Source organism: Paenibacillus sp. RC21 (genome assembly GCF_044907935.1).
Taxonomy (GTDB): domain Bacteria; phylum Bacillota; class Bacilli; order Paenibacillales; family Paenibacillaceae; genus Paenibacillus; species Paenibacillus terrae_A.
Map to the genome: position 1 here is coordinate 613,358 of NZ_JBIYCS010000003.1, position 17,558 is coordinate 630,915.

Below are 17,558 nucleotides of genomic sequence, written 5' to 3' on the forward strand. Positions count from 1 at the left end.
GTCGTTTCCTTTTTCTTATATTGAAGGAGAAGGTGAGGTGTGAACTTTGGAGAACCAGAATTTTACGAACTCCAACGAGGTATTTCCGATTATTGATCTGATTCGACGCGAAGTACGTAAGGAAAGGGTACATGCGGGTCAGACGGACGACTTGTTGGAAAAAAAGGCTCAGGAGGAGCCCAATGTCATGACCATCGACGTGGCCCGTGAAATGCTTCAATATCCTGCATTGGTAACGTCAGTGTTATACACCTATGATAACGGCTTGCTGGAACGGCTAACGCTGTATCGGGACGATCTGTTGCAGGTGACCGGATTTTTTATTGAATTTGAAGCCTCCACAACCCTCAATGCAGAAATGGAAGAAGAGGCTGGTATTCCATCGTTAAACGCTATACGGGGAAGCATTATTCGTGAAAATGGTTTGTTCAAAAATCTGACTCTTGATTATGTAAGGGCGGTGTAGTCTTTGTCCAGTGGTGCTAATTTTGCAAGCTATATGGTAGGAGGACGTTTGGACCCGCCTTTTATGCCAACGAAGACCCAACCGTACATTGTGGGCAATCGGATTGAATCCCGAGGAATTGGCAAGGTAGAAAGCACAATGCAAGTCAGCCATGATTGCGAGCTGCTTGCGGTAGCTGTGGGAGCATCTTTTTATGAGTCCAGCGATTATTGGAATCTGTATGTAGGGGATAAGCTGATATGCCAACGTATCTTCACGAAGGATCTACCTGAAGGGATGTATTTTACAGCCGTTATTCCTTGTCCGATAGGGACTGAATTTCGTTTTGAGTTTTTTAATGAAGGCGGCAGGAACAAGGATATATGGGTGAATTATCAAATGCTCCAATAGAAAGGAGGTGAAACATAATGCCAGAGGATAGTCCTTGGCTGGAAATGCTCGTTAACGAAGATCAGTTGTTGAGTCAAATCGTTACCCTTTGCTCTCAAAACGGATGGGATATTGTGGATGAATTTCATAAGGTCGTGTATTCGAGCCGACTGGCCAAACCCACGATTCAGCGCTTCTCTCTTCCACTCGTCAACTCCTATGTAGATATTCCCAAGCTTGCGCATAAGGGTGACTACTTTGTGTATTTGGATGGCGAGCTTATGCCTTCTTCCTATTATTCAGCAGAAGAGAAGAAGGATGGCGGACAACGTATTAGCTTCGCGTCAGGGGTTTCAGGAGAGGCGGCTGTTTATTACAGTGATCTGAACGGCTCGGAGGAATTTGAATTTGTCGTAGCCAAGCACTACATTTTGCGAAATGTATCAGGGCATCTTTTTGGCATGGCTATGCTGGGCAGTGTGAAGGAAAAGCTGCACAATACAGGCTCAAAAATCCCGTTTGCTGTTCACAGAAACCATGCCGGTTGGGGAACGCAGCTGGAGCCACAATCTGATGGGATATTCTCTTGGGCTGTTCAGAAGGTCGAACAGGACAATCTGTTTGAGCGTCATACGATGTATTTTTATCAATTGGAAAAGTTCGTGAATACGAGCAGAATGATTGTAGGCTGGGATAAATCCGCTGATTTTAAAAGGCTCGCTTTGGATGTAGAGATTCAATCCTCTATGTGGGGGCTGCACGATGAGACCCAAGCGCTTCAGTTGATGATTACGCATCAATTCCCTCAATTCTACCAATCTCCTTACGTTGCTTCGCGGACGCGGATTCCGCAATTGGATCGCTATGAACAGGTAGCCACCATGAATGTGAAATTCACGAACTGGTGGCAGGACAGTAAGGTCCAGCTTAGAGGCTACGTGGATGCAAAGACTGTCATGCTGGTTTTGCTGGCAGATACAGCACCTGCCTGGGAGCGTAATGCAGTACCTTCGATCCCGATCTATATGGGCGATTTTGATGTCAAGGGCAATACCCATTCGATAATGAACGAGAGTTGCGTTTTTGAACTGAATGGCGGTGAGGAATCTCGCAAAGCAACCTTTTTCTCGGATAGTCCTATGGTTAATACCGGATCGACGATGAAAGTGTGGTTATCGGGAGATGTGGCTGCGGAATCAAACTATATTTCTCTACGTGTTGCAGGTCAGGAGCTTGTAAAGCTACGAACCACGGAAGCCCACACCCCCGCCCATTCCAGAGATCAGGCAGAGTACCTTGGAGAGTTCTCTGTTTACGGGGTGGATGGTAAAAATTCATTTAACTTGGAAGTGTTCTCTTCTTCTGGAGTTGATGGCTTTAGTCCTGTTTCCGCAAGAGTCTGGGTGGAGCTTCAAATCTATACAGAAAACGCGGGTGCTACAGCTGCTCTATTCGCAGGGACTGCATTTGCAAAAGACGGCTTAAGTTTAGAGAGTGCGCTCAGCCAATCGGCCCGGTTTGACTATGATGATGCAGATCCAAAACGTCATCAGGATACGCTTATGCCGATGCTAAAAGGATATCCTGTTCACCCGAGTAACGGTATTGATTCTGTCATGGTCAAGAGAACAAAGTATGGTGCACGTTATCAATCGTACTATTTTGCCTGGACTGTTCCGTCGAACAGGATGCCTCCCTTGCGGGAGGACACGACTGGAGCCAAGCACGTTCGAGCCTGGAACAACAGCGATATGAGCAGTGCCTATCAGTATCAGTTTAATCCATCCCGCTACACGGAGCAGGTACATTCTTCGAGAGCTATATTAATACATCCGGAAGATGGTACGCACGGAACACTACGAAATGTTATTTTACTGTCGCCCCTAACTATAATGAACGGGGATGAGCTGGAGGCTGTTGATGAACACTGCACCGATGGAGAGGGTGCTAAGCATCAGACGTTTTCTTATTATCTGACAGAGGGCATATCACCATTGACCAAGCGGGCAGCGACACCTTATCGACCAGCGGGTATCGGTATTCTGAAGGCTGGAAATCTTCGAAGGCCAGCAAAACGGTTACCTATTTCGCCGCCTGCGCTCGTTGTATCCCTGACTCCATCCCATATTTCGGTCCATGCTGGGGAGGGAGTGGAATTGATGTCTTCCTATAACAAGCATTCTCCGGTATTGATCTCCAACTGGTTTGCTTCAGGTGGTGCGAATCCAGAAGGCATTACGGTGAATAACGCCCGCTTTACTTTTCAGAAAGAGGGGAAGTATACCGTAACCTTTACCTTAACGAATGAGCTGGGACAGACAGGAACGGCGACAGCGGACATTACCGTAGTGAAGTGAGGATTTTGCAAAATCCTGAAGTAGCAAAGAACACAATCGTAATTCAAAGAAAGGGGAGAAACAAATGTCATTCATTGATACGACAGCAGCAGCATTTACTCCAAAAGTAACGGAAGCGGACTTACAGCCCCGTTTGGGAGAGTTGCTGGCTACCGCAGGCTGGAAAGTTGCAGCCAATTATAAAAGGGTCATTTTCGACGCCAATATTACCCATCCCTCAGATGCAGTGAGGAATTATCAAAATTTCAGGATTACGGTTGCCGAACATTTTATATATTCCAATAAGGATAATCAAAGCTTTGGTATCGCCATCGCCGGAACATGGTACCCTCGACTGGTTGATTATGTGAAGCGTCCGGATAAAGATTCCTACAAGCAATTTGGGGAATGGGCAACGAATGAATTCCGCAAATACCGGCTTTCCCATACTTTATATGTGTACATGCTGGAGGATTTAAAAGGATTGAAACCAGACGGTGCAGATGTTGTACTGGCCTGGAATGATAATTCTGAAGCCGGACAGCTTCGAGCAGCGCTAGATATCGAAGTAGAGGAATCTGCCTGGAAAACAACGGTTAGCGGTCCTATGTTTACGGTGACTAAAGCAGAAGGCGCGCGTATGCAGTCTCCGATTATGCAAGCAGGTCTGCGCTACAAGCTGATGGAGTCTTATTACAACAACTCTTTTAATTATCCTGTCCAAAACACAAACTGGTGGAGTGATTCTGAAATTTCCGTAAAGGGGACTCTTTCAGATACTAATTTCTTTTTTACCATTCAGTGTGATAATGTACCGGCTCCAGAAAACAATCTGGTCCCGATCATTCCGCTCTACTTTGGCAAGCTGGATCCGGTCGAGGAAGGCGATAACGTTTATGCTTTATTTGCAGGAACGGTTCCGATCAGGGATACGGTGAATGGAGTCGCTACGTATGATTTTGACGATACCACTACCCGACAACCTCATATTATGCCTTTATTAAAATCATATCCTAACTTTCCGGCTAATGGTCTGGATAATATCATGGTTAATCGCGCCAAGCTGGGTGCGAGATATCAAGCCCATTATCTTTCCTGGAATTCGCCACCCAATCTCATGCCGCCAGCCAGAACTTCTGTTGACGGCAAGAAGGATTACCCGCGAGCCTGGAATAATGCTGAAAATCCTTTGTACAAATACACTTTCAATCCTTCTCGTTACAGTGGGAAGGTGCATACTTCCAAAGTATACGTTATTCATCCCGAGGAGGGTGTGCGCGGTACATTAAAAGATACGATCTCTTTGGCTGCCTTTTCGTTTAATGCCAACAAATTAAGAGTTAAGCGAGCCAACTGTCCAGATGAATTTGATGTATACCGTTACTTCTTGATAGAGGGAATTTCCCCATTGACCAAAAAACCAGGTACTCAATTCAGATCCGCGGGCATTGGCTTGTATGTGAACACCGTAGATGATGAAGGAAATGAAATAAAACCAACTACTCTGTAGTGTAGCTTGGCTAATCTAATATTAGAGGTGATTGATTGTGTCGTGGTTTGATGGAGATGCTACTTTTCAACTGTTTCCGCAGGAATTAGAGAAACAATTCAATGCTCATGGCTGGAACACGTTTATTAAATACCGGGCAGTAACCGGGAACCCTAGAAATACGGCGACCAAATTTGCTGACGTCCGATTGTTCAGGTCCACGGGCAGTGACGGTCAGATACGTAACTTCGGCATGGCTTTTGGTTACGGTGGGACGGTCAAACAGCCCGGGGAGATGGACTTCATCTCACAAAACTCCATGCTTGGAGAAGCACAGCGGGTACAAGGTAGTGACACGCAATTGCAGGTCGTCGTACGTCCTGTAGAGGCGGACTCGGAGATGCTGTATAAGAATGGCGTATTCGTTCAGAAGACAGAATATACCTTTGAACCTTACAGTGGCGTGTTTAAGCTGAATAAAGCTGCACTAGCAAGCGATCAATTTACCGTATCCTATGCACCTGCTGCTAATGCTCCAAGTCTGCCCAAACGTTTATTTTTCTTTACCTTCGATGATGTACGCTCGGAAAAGATCGTAGAAGCTGTAAATAACGGAGTAAGGGTAGGCGACCCTGAATCCCTTCTTCCTGACGGAGATGGAACTCGTCGAGAATTTAAAATACCTGCTGACACGACCATCAAGGCAGGAAGCGTCCGGTTGTATATTAATCAGGTAGAGGTTTCTCCTACCGATTTTACAGTTGACTACGATACCAATACGATTAAAATCCCAACAACAGTGAAGGCGCCGGACGCCGGTAGTGAGCTTCACGCTTCTTATATCAGAGTACTGGCGGGTACGGGAACAGACATGATTAATTTCGGGGATGTGACTACCCGGAACTTTGACCCGGATTCTGGAGCAAGCTTAATGGACGCTGTGTACTCCTGCATATACTATATTTATCCTTCGTTGCCTACAGCGTTGTCTTTTACTTCACTGGATAATTATACTCGCGGCTGGCAGCGTGATTCCAGCATCTATTATTGGGGGAACTTCAACAAAGACCGTATTGTTATGTTTCTGCGTCCCGATCCTACCTCGGGTCCTGAAAACACATACTTTGCACCACTTTACATTGGCAAAATGACCACACTTGGCAAATCGCCAAGAAAAAATCACGTTCTGATCTCTGGATGCCGGGAAAAGGACGAAGTGAAATGGAAAAAGGATATGAAGCTGGGTGCCACATACGTAGACTATGGACTGAATACCTCGAATGGTAACAGCTCCGTACAGCTTCAACAGTCTATTGGCGGAACGTATTATCAGCAGCATTATCTCGCCTTCATTACACATGATAAACAGGTGGATGCGGGTGAGTCCCGATTCAATCCTTCGGTATACAGCGGAAAATACCACATTTCTCCTATGTATGTGGTTCATCCAAATGACGGTTTTGTCGGTAAGCTGGATGAGTGCTACGCTGTTCATCCGAAAAATATCTCTCAGCTCGACGAGCTGGAGGTCGTAGAAACGACAGATCATGAAATTCTGGGCACAGGTGACGGGAAAAATAAGGTATTCCATTTATCTCATCAGCCTTCATTAAAAGATGATGGTACACCATTCAATCTGGTGATCAAAGTTAATTGTGTCGAGGCCAAATTCGGTACGGATTACACATTGGATCTGGAAACCAAGCAAATCACGTTCCTGGACGGTAAAGGACCGGAAGCGGATGAAGAGGTTCTGGCCACCTATGAGTATAAACAGATTTACCGTTATACCTTGGCGGATACACCTGTGAGCCCGTTCACGCTGGCTACCATTAGTCCATTCGCTCCGATCGGCTTGGGTATTCTGAAGGAAACGCTTGTTAAGAACAGTTAACCTACAGGGTTAAAGGAGGTCGGCGGTGACATGCTGGACGGTAAAAAATCTTACCTGATCAGTATCACCGCCCTTTTTTCTAAAAAGGGCTATGAACTGGCATTTGGTACAGACATGATCTTGGATACACAGCGGGATACGCGTTACCATCTGTCTGCTCCTGTGAATAGTACGTACCGAACGCTGAGGCAGGATACGTTAAAGAATGCATCCAAAGCTCCATATTCCGCTACAAGTTTATTCGGGAGAGATTGGAGAGAGGCAGCGATTGCTGGTGAATTCGAGGGTCAAACCGTGGAAGCCGTTCACTCGACCATTGTATCTTACCTATCAGATATTCACAGGCATTTTAGAGGAGAACTCAGACAGAAAGTGCAGCAACCATCACGTTCTACAGCGTCAGATGCGCGTTGGAAAATGGGTAGCAAGATCCATTCCATGGAACATGCAGATTCTATACAGCAGGGATATAGGCAGGAGTCCATTCAGGCTGATTTTATTTTTAATGCGGTGCAGGAAGAAGACGCAGTTTCTGAAATAAGGCAGCAGGTAGAGGCTTCAAGTGATGCTTATGAATCCGGGAAGGCTTTCTCTATTTATGAGGGAGTTTTTGATGCAAGCTCTGGATCTGAGCATCGACAGGGTGACGGATCTCCCTCTTCTGAATCTGCAATTCATGGAGAAACGGTGAAGCAGGGAGACAACGTTGAACAACAGACGGTTATTCATCAGATATTTCAGGATCGAGAAGTAGTGGTAGAACAGCAAAACGCGGCTGAAAGCCTTGCGATGGAAACTCTCTTCCAGCCAGCAAGTGAGGCGTTGCGCTATCGAACCGATATTCGGGATGCCCTGATTGAGACATCAGAGTCCAGTGTGAAGGAACAGATTTTGGATTCGGACGAAATCAACGATTTAACAAAAGCCGGGAAGCTTGAACAGGTAGTCGGGACTATTCCCGATGATTTGCGAGAGACAGAGGCTAGAGCCAAGGATGATAATGCTCCCATGGAAGCTCGTATGGCGAAGTCCGACAAAAGCGAGGATGTCATCATAGATTGGCAGGTGTCTGTCAATCAGCGCCAATTTAAGGATTCCACCGACGAACATAGCACTGCTGCATTGATGCGTTCCGGCACTGGTGCTGAACATGAACGAATGGGCGTAACAGAGTTGAGTCATGACAAGCCAATGATGATTCAAGAGTCTGCCACAGGTAATCGTATTTATCCTCAAGTTGCTACGGAGTCTCAAGGCATGCTGGCTAAAGAGATCCGCTCTGTATATGGCGAACAAGCGATGGAATGGGTTGAAGCGGGAATGGAAAGTAGTCTGCCAGAGGGCTTGCAGCAAGTTGACGTACCAGCCACACCAAGCTCGATTGAAAGTGTAATTCATCGAATGCAGGAGACTTTGAACGGCGGTTCACTGGAGGGGGTTCAAGGTCATTCGATGACAGGAAGCATGGAATCATCTGATGGCACGATAGGTGTGCAGACAGAAATGGTTACAAGCGGTTTCACTTCCTCAGGCCGGGACAGTTTGAACGAGCCTGCGAGCGTGGCTAGCTACGATAATGAACAAGTCTATCCTATCAGTCTAAATCAGTATAGAGCAGCTTCTCCATACGACGACTCCAAAGCTCAGCCAGTGGAGCGGAGCAGTACAGCTTATATTCATGCCTCCACAGATGCCGACAATGAACATTTGAGTTCGGGTATCCTTGAGCATAACGCGACGTTAGACGACTCTCAGCGTGGAGAGCGGATATATGTCAGTGAAGAAGGAGAGTTGGACGATCTTGGTTCTGCCCGTTTTAATGGCTTGGAGTTGGATGGGCAGCATGGAGAGTTGCTTGCAGCTCATGTTCTGAGAGAAATGATTGCAGAGTCTCCTGAAATCAGCAAGATGGCTCGAATGCTCCGGATTATGTATGGTGAGCAAGCGATAGAGCTGATTGAAGCAGGCATTGAAAATATTGTGGCAGAGGCTGTGAAGGAAGGGACAACTCAGGCTTCGGTAGATCTAATTACAGATAGCGTCTTTCATCAGTTGGAAACATCATTGGGTGATGGTTCGCTGGAAGCTATCCAGATTCGTTCGGATCAAGCCAATATTGAGCATACCGAAGGAACGTTACAAACGAACGCTGAACAAGGAAGCAAGTCTTCTGCTGAAAAGGGACAGCTTACAAATTCCGAATCCGGTAACTCCTTCTCTTCTAAGGAAGGTGCGTATCATGCGATGGAACATGCAGAAAGACGCATGTCTGCCGAAGCTGAATACCAGGCATTGGGCAAGGCACTTATTAGCTCGGATTGTGCGAATGTCATGATACAGGACACGGAAACAGGCAGAACCTTCTCTAGCACTACAGGTGTCACGGATTCCATGGAACAGGGCGTTCTCCAATCGTTTACGGATGGTGAATACAGTCATTTGGAGAGGGCAGCCATGAGCGCTGGAAACTTTGATGCAACGGAGTCAGGGCCACTGGAAAGTGCACAGTATATTGGGGAATTGGATGCGGAGAAAGTGGCGTTAGTTCCAGCAGAGCGAACAAGCATTGAGAGCTTGGAAGCGGAAAAAGTCGTGCTGGTTCCGTCGGAACGTGTAAGCATTGTGAGCGTGGAAGCCGATCGGCATGAGGTCAAAGCTGGCGAGCTCTTAGAACAGATGAAGGAAGCTGATGTGACTTCATTGGAGCGCGCTTTTGTCTATCCGGATATTCAAGCCGGTGTTATCACTAGCGGCACTTGTGCAGACAGCCAAGAGAATAATCAGGTCTCCGATGCTGTTCTCGTTGACGGAGAGCAAGCAGCCTCTATGGAATCGGTTCGCGAGACGATTACAGATGAGATCGATCAGGCGAACAGCATCATGAGAACGAATGAGGCTGTGATCGAGCAGGTGCATGGACAAGGTAACAATGTTGAAAATGTACGTGAAGCCATATGGGTACATGGGGAAGGCTCCAGTGGTGAGAAGCAGACCTACACCAGTGTCAGAGACGATCTTGAAACAGCCACGCTAGGAGATATCAGCAAAATGGTGGATATTCAGGAGCTGGAACAAGGCCAAGCCAACGAACAAACGTTGGAAGCAGTGGTGCCTGCTCATACCGATGCAGAGCCTATTTTAAAAATAGAAGAAACCGACCTGCATGCTATATCTGAAGGTACTCGTAAGAAGAAGGTCATGTCTACAAATATTGAGGATGAACACCAACAAGCTAGCAGAAAGAAAAAGGTAATAAAAACACAGATTACAGATGCAGAAGAGGGTACACGTTTGAAAAAAACAGCTACTGTTCGTATCGAAGCTCCAGAGTCAGCCAAGCGGCATAAAACCCTGAAGACGGTGATTGGGACTCCATCCGAAGCTACGAATCAATCGGTACCAGGCATGCCTAAACGAAAAATATGGATGATTATGGGCAAGATCGCTTCTTGGAACATCTGGAACTGGAAGAAGACAAGGTAGGTGATAGAAATCTCATGGGGATTTACAAGAAATGGAGTGGATTGATTTTTGATGATGCGTTCCAAAGTGGAGAAATCCATTCCCGCTACCAATTATCTCCGACAACGGCTTGTACCCTGGATACAGGCTTGCAGCAGTTAATCATGTCCCACACAGAACCGGAAACCATGCTTTTGTTTGATGCACCAAAGGATGAGCCTACCCTGCTGTTAGAAGTTACTGCTGACTATGTTCCTATTGCATATGGTGACGAAGGGGGGATTGTCATCTGGCAGGATGGCTACCATCGGCTGGAATTCCTGGAGAGTAAGGATACGACAACCCGGGAGTATAGCCGATGGCGGGCAGAGAAGAAGGGCAATCGATGGATTTTTTATGCTGATCGCGGATTGGGGTGGGAGCTATTTGACTCGGCTGATCTGTCGGCTGAAAAAATAGGTGTCCTCTTAAAAAATCCACAACGTGATGAATATGAAAAACTTGGTTTAGAGAGGCTTGTGTTATGTAAAAGCAACAAAATAACGATGGGAAATTTGCCAGAAGGCTATTCCGTGTTTTTATGCGATCCCGACGGATATGCTATTGCCTCCTCTAAAGTAGAGCCTACGTGGACAGGGGTACATTTGGAGCTTCCGACGATGCCCTTTAGCGGAATGCTGAGGGTTTATGATGAAAATGGAGTTCTTTTATCGAGCCTTGGCGAAATGGATATGTACGGTGGTGATCTGTATCTGTATGGTACCGATCTTCGTGTGCTGTGGAAGGATAAAGAGCTTAGTTTAAGCGGGGAAACCTACCTGGGCACGATGTATGACAATACCATTCAGGTTCAGATGGAGCTATATAATCCCTCGAAAAATAAGAAGTCCGAGCAGATCTCCATGGGTATCCTGAAATATCTGGAGGAATTTGGTTATGAATGGGCGGACTTGAGCCATGATGATGGGTCAGATCATCCGCAAGGGGATTATATGCAGCGACTCCCTATGGGGACTCTCCCCCCCGACGGCAAGATGAAATTCTGGATGAAGATAGAGCGCAAAAATGAGCACTTTGGCATCAAGCCGCTTCATTTTATTTTGGATATTACTCATATATAAGGAGGTGTTGGATTTTGGCTGGTACGAAGATGACGTTGCGCAGATATGGAAATGAACTAATCTATTGGAACGAGCAGGAGATTATTGTGGATCAGGCCTACCTGGACAAGCATAAAGACTTGTACATCCGTCTGACACATCCTTATATATTGGGTACAAAGATGCTGGACGTATATCTGAATGGGCAGCATTTGCTGGTTCAGGGTGGATATGAAGAAGTGGACGAAAACACGATTCGTCTCGATTTGGGCACATACCCGCTGGAGCATCCATTGGCAGGGCAGCACATTCCTCTCGTGATTAATGATGAAATATACATCCGCACCTGGAAGGATGAGTATCGTCAAGGGGGCGGAAGCGGTATTGATGATCTCAGGTTCAAAAGGCTGGAGGAAGAAATTGTATCGGCCCGTAAATATACGGAGCGTGATGTCCTGTTTCATCGTCTGGATGACAGGCTGGATTATATTCAGGAGCGGGCAGAGGTCAAAACGATGGTATTTGTGCTGGAACGGATTCCGCTGGGTCCCTGTAAATATGAAATGAGATTCCCCTTCGAAGGTAAGATCAGAGAAATATATGCTTCTTGTGGAGCGTACGGGACAAGTAAGAGTGAGTTTTCCATTGAAAAATGCTCACAGTTCGACTATGAAACGTTGCCGAACTGGACTAATATTTTCACCCGCAACCTGACCATTCATGCAGGTGAGAAATCCAGTAATACGAGCAACTTACCCTATGTTCTGTCCGATCCTCTGATTCATAAAAATGATCATTTTCGTATTTACACTCATGTGGCAGGCGAAGGCTTAAGAGGCTTGACACTAGAAATTGTTGTTACTATATAAGATAGAAAATAAAGTAAAAATTAATGATTTACAACAAAATATTACTACAGTATCGGATAAGAAGGCATCAAGCAAACTTATATTGCATTCGTAACAAAACATAAAAGAGGATTTTGCAAAATCCCGACAAGGAGAGGTATGTTATGGCAGAAACAAGAGGTATTGCGAGATTTCGTGGTGAGCAGTTGAACAACAAACTGTTGCGGAATCAACATTTTGACGAAGCGAACAAGATTGCAGAGAAGTACATTGACCTCCAGTTTCATAATCACCGTGAAATTTTGGAAGACACCAAGATTGATGTATTTGTACAGGTTAATGAAAAAGCGGTTGCTGGCAGCACACAACTGGATGTATCGGGCGATATCGGTACAAGAGCTGTCTCGACCGGAGCCAAGGTGGAGGGTGTCGTACTGACCGAGAAGGTGCAGCTTCGCGCCGCTGGTACAGATAGCCCGATTGGAGACAGCGATTCTGACGTGGTATACGGTCGTCTTGAAGAAAGTAAAGGCAGCTACCTTCTGAAATTTTATAGTGTAGAAGGGGGCAAAGAGCAGCCTTATACATTTGATGCAAAAGCGAACAAGATTGATTATCGTTTCGTGATTCGCACGAATTTGTCTGTCATTCCTTCGGATGCGATCATTCAAGGCGGTAGCGGATTCGTGGAAGGGGCCACCGATGCCAAAGCCTATATGAACCTGATTCAGCTGATGAAGGATGTGTATGGTTCGACCGGTACGCTGGACAATGACGGTAATTCGAATCTGGTAGTTTCTATTCAAGATCAGATTCGCCAGGAGGCACAAGATCGCCAAGATGCGGATCAGGCGATTCGGGATCAGTTGGCGTCTGCTACAGGCGCACAACTGATCGGGGTTGCGACAGATCCGAACTATAGCGGAGTGACTTTACAGTTGGCTCTCAGCCATTTGGCGCAGCGCTTGAAATCTTCTGAGGATTTGATGAATGGAATTAATGACCGGGATGCAGATTCTTCAAATGGTTACTTCAAAGCAGGTGCTTTTGGTAATGCGGAAGGTCGTATTCTTGATTTGGAGAAGGCGGCAGATGCCGCGTTCAAAGCATTAAGTGTGAAAGTGGGCACTATCGAAGCTGCGGATGAAGAAGAGGTATTTGAAGCAGTTGGGGGCGAGACGGAATACACTCTAAAAAAGGGAAAAGCCAAAGACAAAACGGTACATCTGGCCATCAACGGGCAGCTCCAAACACCAGGTATTAACTTTACCTATATCAAGGATGTCAGCGGATTGATTACAGGCTTTAACTTTACGCCGGATACGTTGAAGGTTGTCGAAGATGTACCAGATGTTTTGTTCATTCAGTATAAAAAGGCTGAATAAGCAATAAGCAGGCTTAATCCTATTTTAACTCTATATCCATCAGCTTGAGCTATAGCAGCACCCCTTAGAAGCGTTGAACGAGTGTATGCTCATTCGTAGCAGCTAAGGGGTGTATTTATGTCTACTACCTCTAAAGAATTTTGTATGCTTTATCTCCGCAGAATGTTAGTTTTCGATTCAAGTTACTTATATTGAGTATGCCATGAGGAACGTGGCGAAAGGTTTTATTTTATTCTATCTTTTCTAAAATGAAGGAGGAAAAAACATGCCAGCACCAGCAGTATCATGGCTTAAAACAGACAACGTAACAACATTGTCAAAATGGGAGATCGGGACGATAGACGCAGGATCTTCTTCTCCATCCCTGGGTGTACTTATTTGGAACAACCGGGGAAATGTAAACACTGACTTCTCTACGATGACCAATTGTACCATTACGACCAAGGATAGCTCAGGTGGGGATAGTGGGGAGCTGGTACTGAATACATGGATTCAGGTACGTGTGGATAGTATGGCAGAATCCAGCTTTACTTCTATTGGCGGGACAGCGACGAAGGTCATTCAGGCGGGCGGGAATACGGTCAATTCCAAGGGAACCTTTTCGCCGGGAAACAAGGAAATTCTGGGCGTTATCAACGATGGCTCCGTAGGGAACTCCAAAGGCAATTACACACAAGTGACACTACAAGCAAGCGTTCCAGCTACAGCTACGGCAGGAAACGTTAACTTTTTGACACGTGTGGCCTATCAATACGTCTAACAACTGATATCCAATACAATGGGAGGAAGAATATCTATGTTTGCACAATGTAACGGATATTCTCCTGTGTCACAGGATTTTATTTGGCTGGGTGAGTACACAGACGGTACTCACCTTTCTGAGTATGATTTTGTCACTCAGGCAGAAAACAGCTTTTACGCCATTCAAAGAGATAAATTGATTCGCTTTGGTATGGTTGGGCACGGTCAAACTTTTTTCTTTGAAAGTGACGGTATTTTCAAATTGGCTGGCAGGATGGTGGAGCTGGTATATTCAACGCCGGACAAAGACTATAACCTGACGGGTAACGTGTTTCAATCCTACAGAGACATTATTTCATATAAGGATGCGGAGGCATCTGGATTACCCAATTATAGCCCTGCTGCGGCTGGAGAAAAAGGTGTAATGAGTAGTACGATTACCCAATTTAATTTTGGATATAAGGCGGCACTTCTGTTTGACCATGTTGAATTTCATGTCAAAGCGATCTGTAAGATTCCATTCAACGCACCCGTTCATATGGCATTGAGACTAGTATCCAATACGGAACTGAATGGTAAATTACAGGTCAAGGTAAACGGCTTGGTTACTCAGGAATTTAGTGCTCCATTAAAACCCGATATCGGAGGTGAATTGAATTGGCTGGTTCAGTAATTCGTAATTATACGATTGAAGTGGATAACATCAATAAAAAGTCAGTATTCAGTATATACCCATATCCTGTAGAAGTTCTCACTCCAAATGGTTGGGAAAGTATTAAAGAAGAATTTGAAGAGCTGCAGGAAAAAAAGCTGGATGTCAATGATACATTAACACCTGATGAAGAGCAGATTTATCAGGAATATAAGCAATTGGCTGATTCCTTTTACGAGAATAAAATAGCTTCCACGATTATTTTGGATACCGTCGATCCGACGGGAATTGACATCGTAGGCAGAGATCGGGTGCAGCATGTATTGGATGCGGAAACCCGTGGACAGATTCCGTTTGGCCGTGAATTCGCTTATGTGCATGGAGCCTCCAACCTTAGCGGAACGATTATTTTACCCTATGATGATTATTCGGATGTATACGTAGTCAGTGATGCGGATGAAGACGGTGTTGCCGAGCTGACCTATGTGAAGACGAAGGAAGAGACGGACGGCGTAAGACCCTATTATGAAAAGATAGAGGGTCAGACCTATATTTATGTGGATCACTTCTCTGGTGGTGGTGGAACGCAGGCAGATCCTTATATTGTTTCTACCGAACAGGATTTGGATGATGTACGGAAGAAGCCTGGGGCCTGGTATATGCAGGATAGGGATATTGTCATGGGGAGCTTTCAGACCGGAGAGGGGTTTACACCGATAAGTTCTGGTACTTCTTTATTTACAGGTGTGTATGATGGTAATGGTTACTCTATAAAAAGCTTGTACATGAATCAGGATAGGGATTTTGTTGGTTTATTTGGATATACTCGATCGGCAACAATTCGTAATTTACGGTTAATCAATCCTAACATAACGAATAAAAAGTTATATACAGGTGCTTTAATAGGTTATGCATTCAATACTTCAGTATATAATTGTAATGTTATTTCAGGTGTAGTAGAAGGTCAGAGTGGAATTGTTGGTGGATTAATAGGTTATCTAAGTCAAACCAATCAGAATTACGTAGGCAGCTCAATCCTTAATTATTTATATAATTTTAAGTGTAACGTTCGATCAGCAGGCAATATTGCAGGAGGGTTCATTGGAAATGTAAATTATTACAGCGGCAGTTTCTCAATTGCATATTGTTACTCTACCGGTAAGGTTGAGGATATCACATTAGCTCGGGAAAGAAGCAATATTGGGGGCTTTATAGGCAGTAATAATACTTCTGCAATTACAAATTGTTATTGGGATATAGAAACCTCTGAAGTTCCAACCAGTGCAGCAGGTGTTGGTAAATCTTCGTCGGAATTAAAGGTTGCATCCACATTTGAAAATTGGGATTTTGCAAATTATTGGTACATGAGTCAGGATTACAATGGAGGATATCCAGAACATAGACAGTTCATTCGATACCAAAGTGGGACGGGCACAAAGGAGGATCCTTACATGATTCTGACCGAGTTTGATCTTGCTCAAATGCGCTGGTTCCGCAATGAATCTTATTTCAAATTTGAAGATGATATCAAAATGACACAATTCCAGGCGGAGGACGGATTTTACCCCATTGGTTTTAATCTTGTGGGTAAAGAATCGTATTTCAAAGGATATGTTGATGGTGGAGGGCGCTGTGTTGCTAACTTATTCATCTATCGTCCCAATGATTCATTTTTAAGTCTGTTTGGCTATATGATGGGCGGGTGGATCAAGAATCTGGATATCATTGATTGTAATATTACAGGCAGCAGTTATACGTCAGCATTAGCAGGCCAGGTTTCCAAATCTACCATTAGCAATTGCCATGTCGATACATTTTCATATTGCAAAGTTACAAGTACAGGAAGTCATGGAGCCGGTTTGGTAGGACAAATAACTACGGATGGAATCGTAGAGGACTGTAGTGTAAATGTAACTGTTGTAGGAGTAAGCTACACTGGAGTGTTCGCAGGCTATCTCACTGGTAATGGAATCATACGCAGATGCTATGCTTCTGGTAAAGGCGAGAGTACAGGGGATTACTTGGGGGGATTTTTAGGTTATGGTGCTGGTTCCTCTGTAGTGGAGGATTGCTGCACAGTTGCGAATTTAAATGGAAAAACGGTGGGTGGATTTGGTGGAAATACGGTTACCCTCACTATAAGACGGTGCCTCGCGTTAGGCAAGGCATTTGCTTCCTCCGGATTGAATGGATTTATTTACACAGGAAGCGGAGCCTTTTCACATAATTACTTTGATAAGGAATTGTATAAGACTACTTCCGGTACAGGGGGATCAGGCCTAACCACCCGTGAAATGAAGTACAGGGGAACCTACTCCAATACGGCCTGGAATTTTGATGATATATGGATTATGGATCCTAAATATAATGACGGTTATCCTGCATTAAGAAAGCTCCTACCTCTTGATCTACCGTTGCTCGGCTTCCGTAATGAATTTGGTAAATACTATACGGATAATGCAGGAGAGCGGCTGCGTTACCTGGAGTTTGGTACATTAGTCGCAAGCCAAACCTCTTCTCCAAAACCAGTATGGTTGCAGAATAATGCTGATTTCCCGGTAAATCAGCTCAAAGCATGGGTGGACAGCACGACGGTAGCCAAAGGGATGGAAATTGATTTAAGCATGTCGGATACTCCGTTTTTACCTGCTCAGGAATTAGCCTTTAATGGCACCTTGGCCAAGGGCGGCGCGGAAAAGTTCTATGTCCGAATCAAGTCGGATATTGCAGTGAAGACGGGCGGAACGTTTGATCTAAGGGCGAAAGCAAGCCCCATGTAATGATGTTCCAATACAATGGAATAGGGCGTGATGTTG

The 17,558-nt window shown here is 45.1% G+C and carries 12 protein-coding genes; all 12 read left to right on the forward strand.

Annotated features, from left to right (window positions below; translation table 11 throughout):
• Positions 1-46 precede the first annotated feature (46 nt).
• The 12 genes from ABIA61_RS12600 to ABIA61_RS12655 all read left to right on the forward strand — a co-directional run bounded on the left by ABIA61_RS12600 (position 47) and on the right by ABIA61_RS12655 (position 17,522).
• Positions 47-466 (forward strand): hypothetical protein, encoded by a 420-nt coding sequence (locus tag ABIA61_RS12600; RefSeq protein WP_404580806.1) that lies wholly within the window; start codon positions 47-49, stop codon positions 464-466.
• Positions 467-469: 3 nt separating this feature from the next.
• Positions 470-856 carry a Low copy number virion structural protein gene (locus ABIA61_RS12605; protein ID WP_404580807.1) on the forward strand — a complete coding sequence of 129 codons (387 nt, stop codon included), beginning with the start codon at positions 470-472 and terminating at the stop codon, positions 854-856.
• A gap of 17 nt (positions 857-873) precedes the next feature.
• Positions 874-3,192 carry a PKD domain-containing protein gene (locus ABIA61_RS12610; RefSeq protein WP_404519918.1) on the forward strand — a complete coding sequence of 773 codons (2,319 nt, stop codon included), beginning with the start codon at positions 874-876 and terminating at the stop codon, positions 3,190-3,192.
• A 64-nt stretch (positions 3,193-3,256) separates the two neighbouring features.
• The gene (locus ABIA61_RS12615) at positions 3,257-4,681 is read left to right on the forward strand and encodes a hypothetical protein (RefSeq protein WP_404519920.1); all 1,425 of its coding nucleotides are present in this window, start codon (positions 3,257-3,259) and stop codon (positions 4,679-4,681) included.
• A gap of 37 nt (positions 4,682-4,718) precedes the next feature.
• Positions 4,719-6,554 carry a hypothetical protein gene (locus ABIA61_RS12620; RefSeq protein ID WP_404580808.1) on the forward strand — a complete coding sequence of 612 codons (1,836 nt, stop codon included), beginning with the start codon at positions 4,719-4,721 and terminating at the stop codon, positions 6,552-6,554.
• 30 nt (positions 6,555-6,584) lie between these two features.
• Positions 6,585-10,037, forward strand: a complete 3,453-nt coding sequence (locus tag ABIA61_RS12625) for a hypothetical protein (protein ID WP_404580809.1) — start codon at positions 6,585-6,587, stop codon at positions 10,035-10,037.
• A gap of 14 nt (positions 10,038-10,051) precedes the next feature.
• Complete coding sequence (locus ABIA61_RS12630) at positions 10,052-11,137, forward strand: cell adhesion protein (RefSeq protein WP_404580851.1); 1,086 nt, start codon at positions 10,052-10,054, stop codon at positions 11,135-11,137.
• Between the two features lie 14 nt (positions 11,138-11,151).
• Positions 11,152-11,985 carry a hypothetical protein gene (locus ABIA61_RS12635; protein WP_404580810.1) on the forward strand — a complete coding sequence of 278 codons (834 nt, stop codon included), beginning with the start codon at positions 11,152-11,154 and terminating at the stop codon, positions 11,983-11,985.
• Between the two features lie 143 nt (positions 11,986-12,128).
• Complete coding sequence (locus ABIA61_RS12640; protein WP_283655138.1) at positions 12,129-13,349, forward strand: hypothetical protein; 1,221 nt, start codon at positions 12,129-12,131, stop codon at positions 13,347-13,349.
• A 265-nt stretch (positions 13,350-13,614) separates the two neighbouring features.
• The gene (locus tag ABIA61_RS12645) at positions 13,615-14,109 is read left to right on the forward strand and encodes a hypothetical protein (RefSeq protein ID WP_025682889.1); all 495 of its coding nucleotides are present in this window, start codon (positions 13,615-13,617) and stop codon (positions 14,107-14,109) included.
• A gap of 36 nt (positions 14,110-14,145) precedes the next feature.
• Positions 14,146-14,763 carry a hypothetical protein gene (locus ABIA61_RS12650; protein ID WP_283655139.1) on the forward strand — a complete coding sequence of 206 codons (618 nt, stop codon included), beginning with the start codon at positions 14,146-14,148 and terminating at the stop codon, positions 14,761-14,763.
• Positions 14,748-17,522 (forward strand): filamentous hemagglutinin, encoded by a 2,775-nt coding sequence (locus tag ABIA61_RS12655; RefSeq protein ID WP_404580811.1) that lies wholly within the window; start codon positions 14,748-14,750, stop codon positions 17,520-17,522. Before ABIA61_RS12650 ends, ABIA61_RS12655 begins: the two co-directional genes overlap by 16 nt.
• Positions 17,523-17,558: the final 36 nt, after the last annotated feature.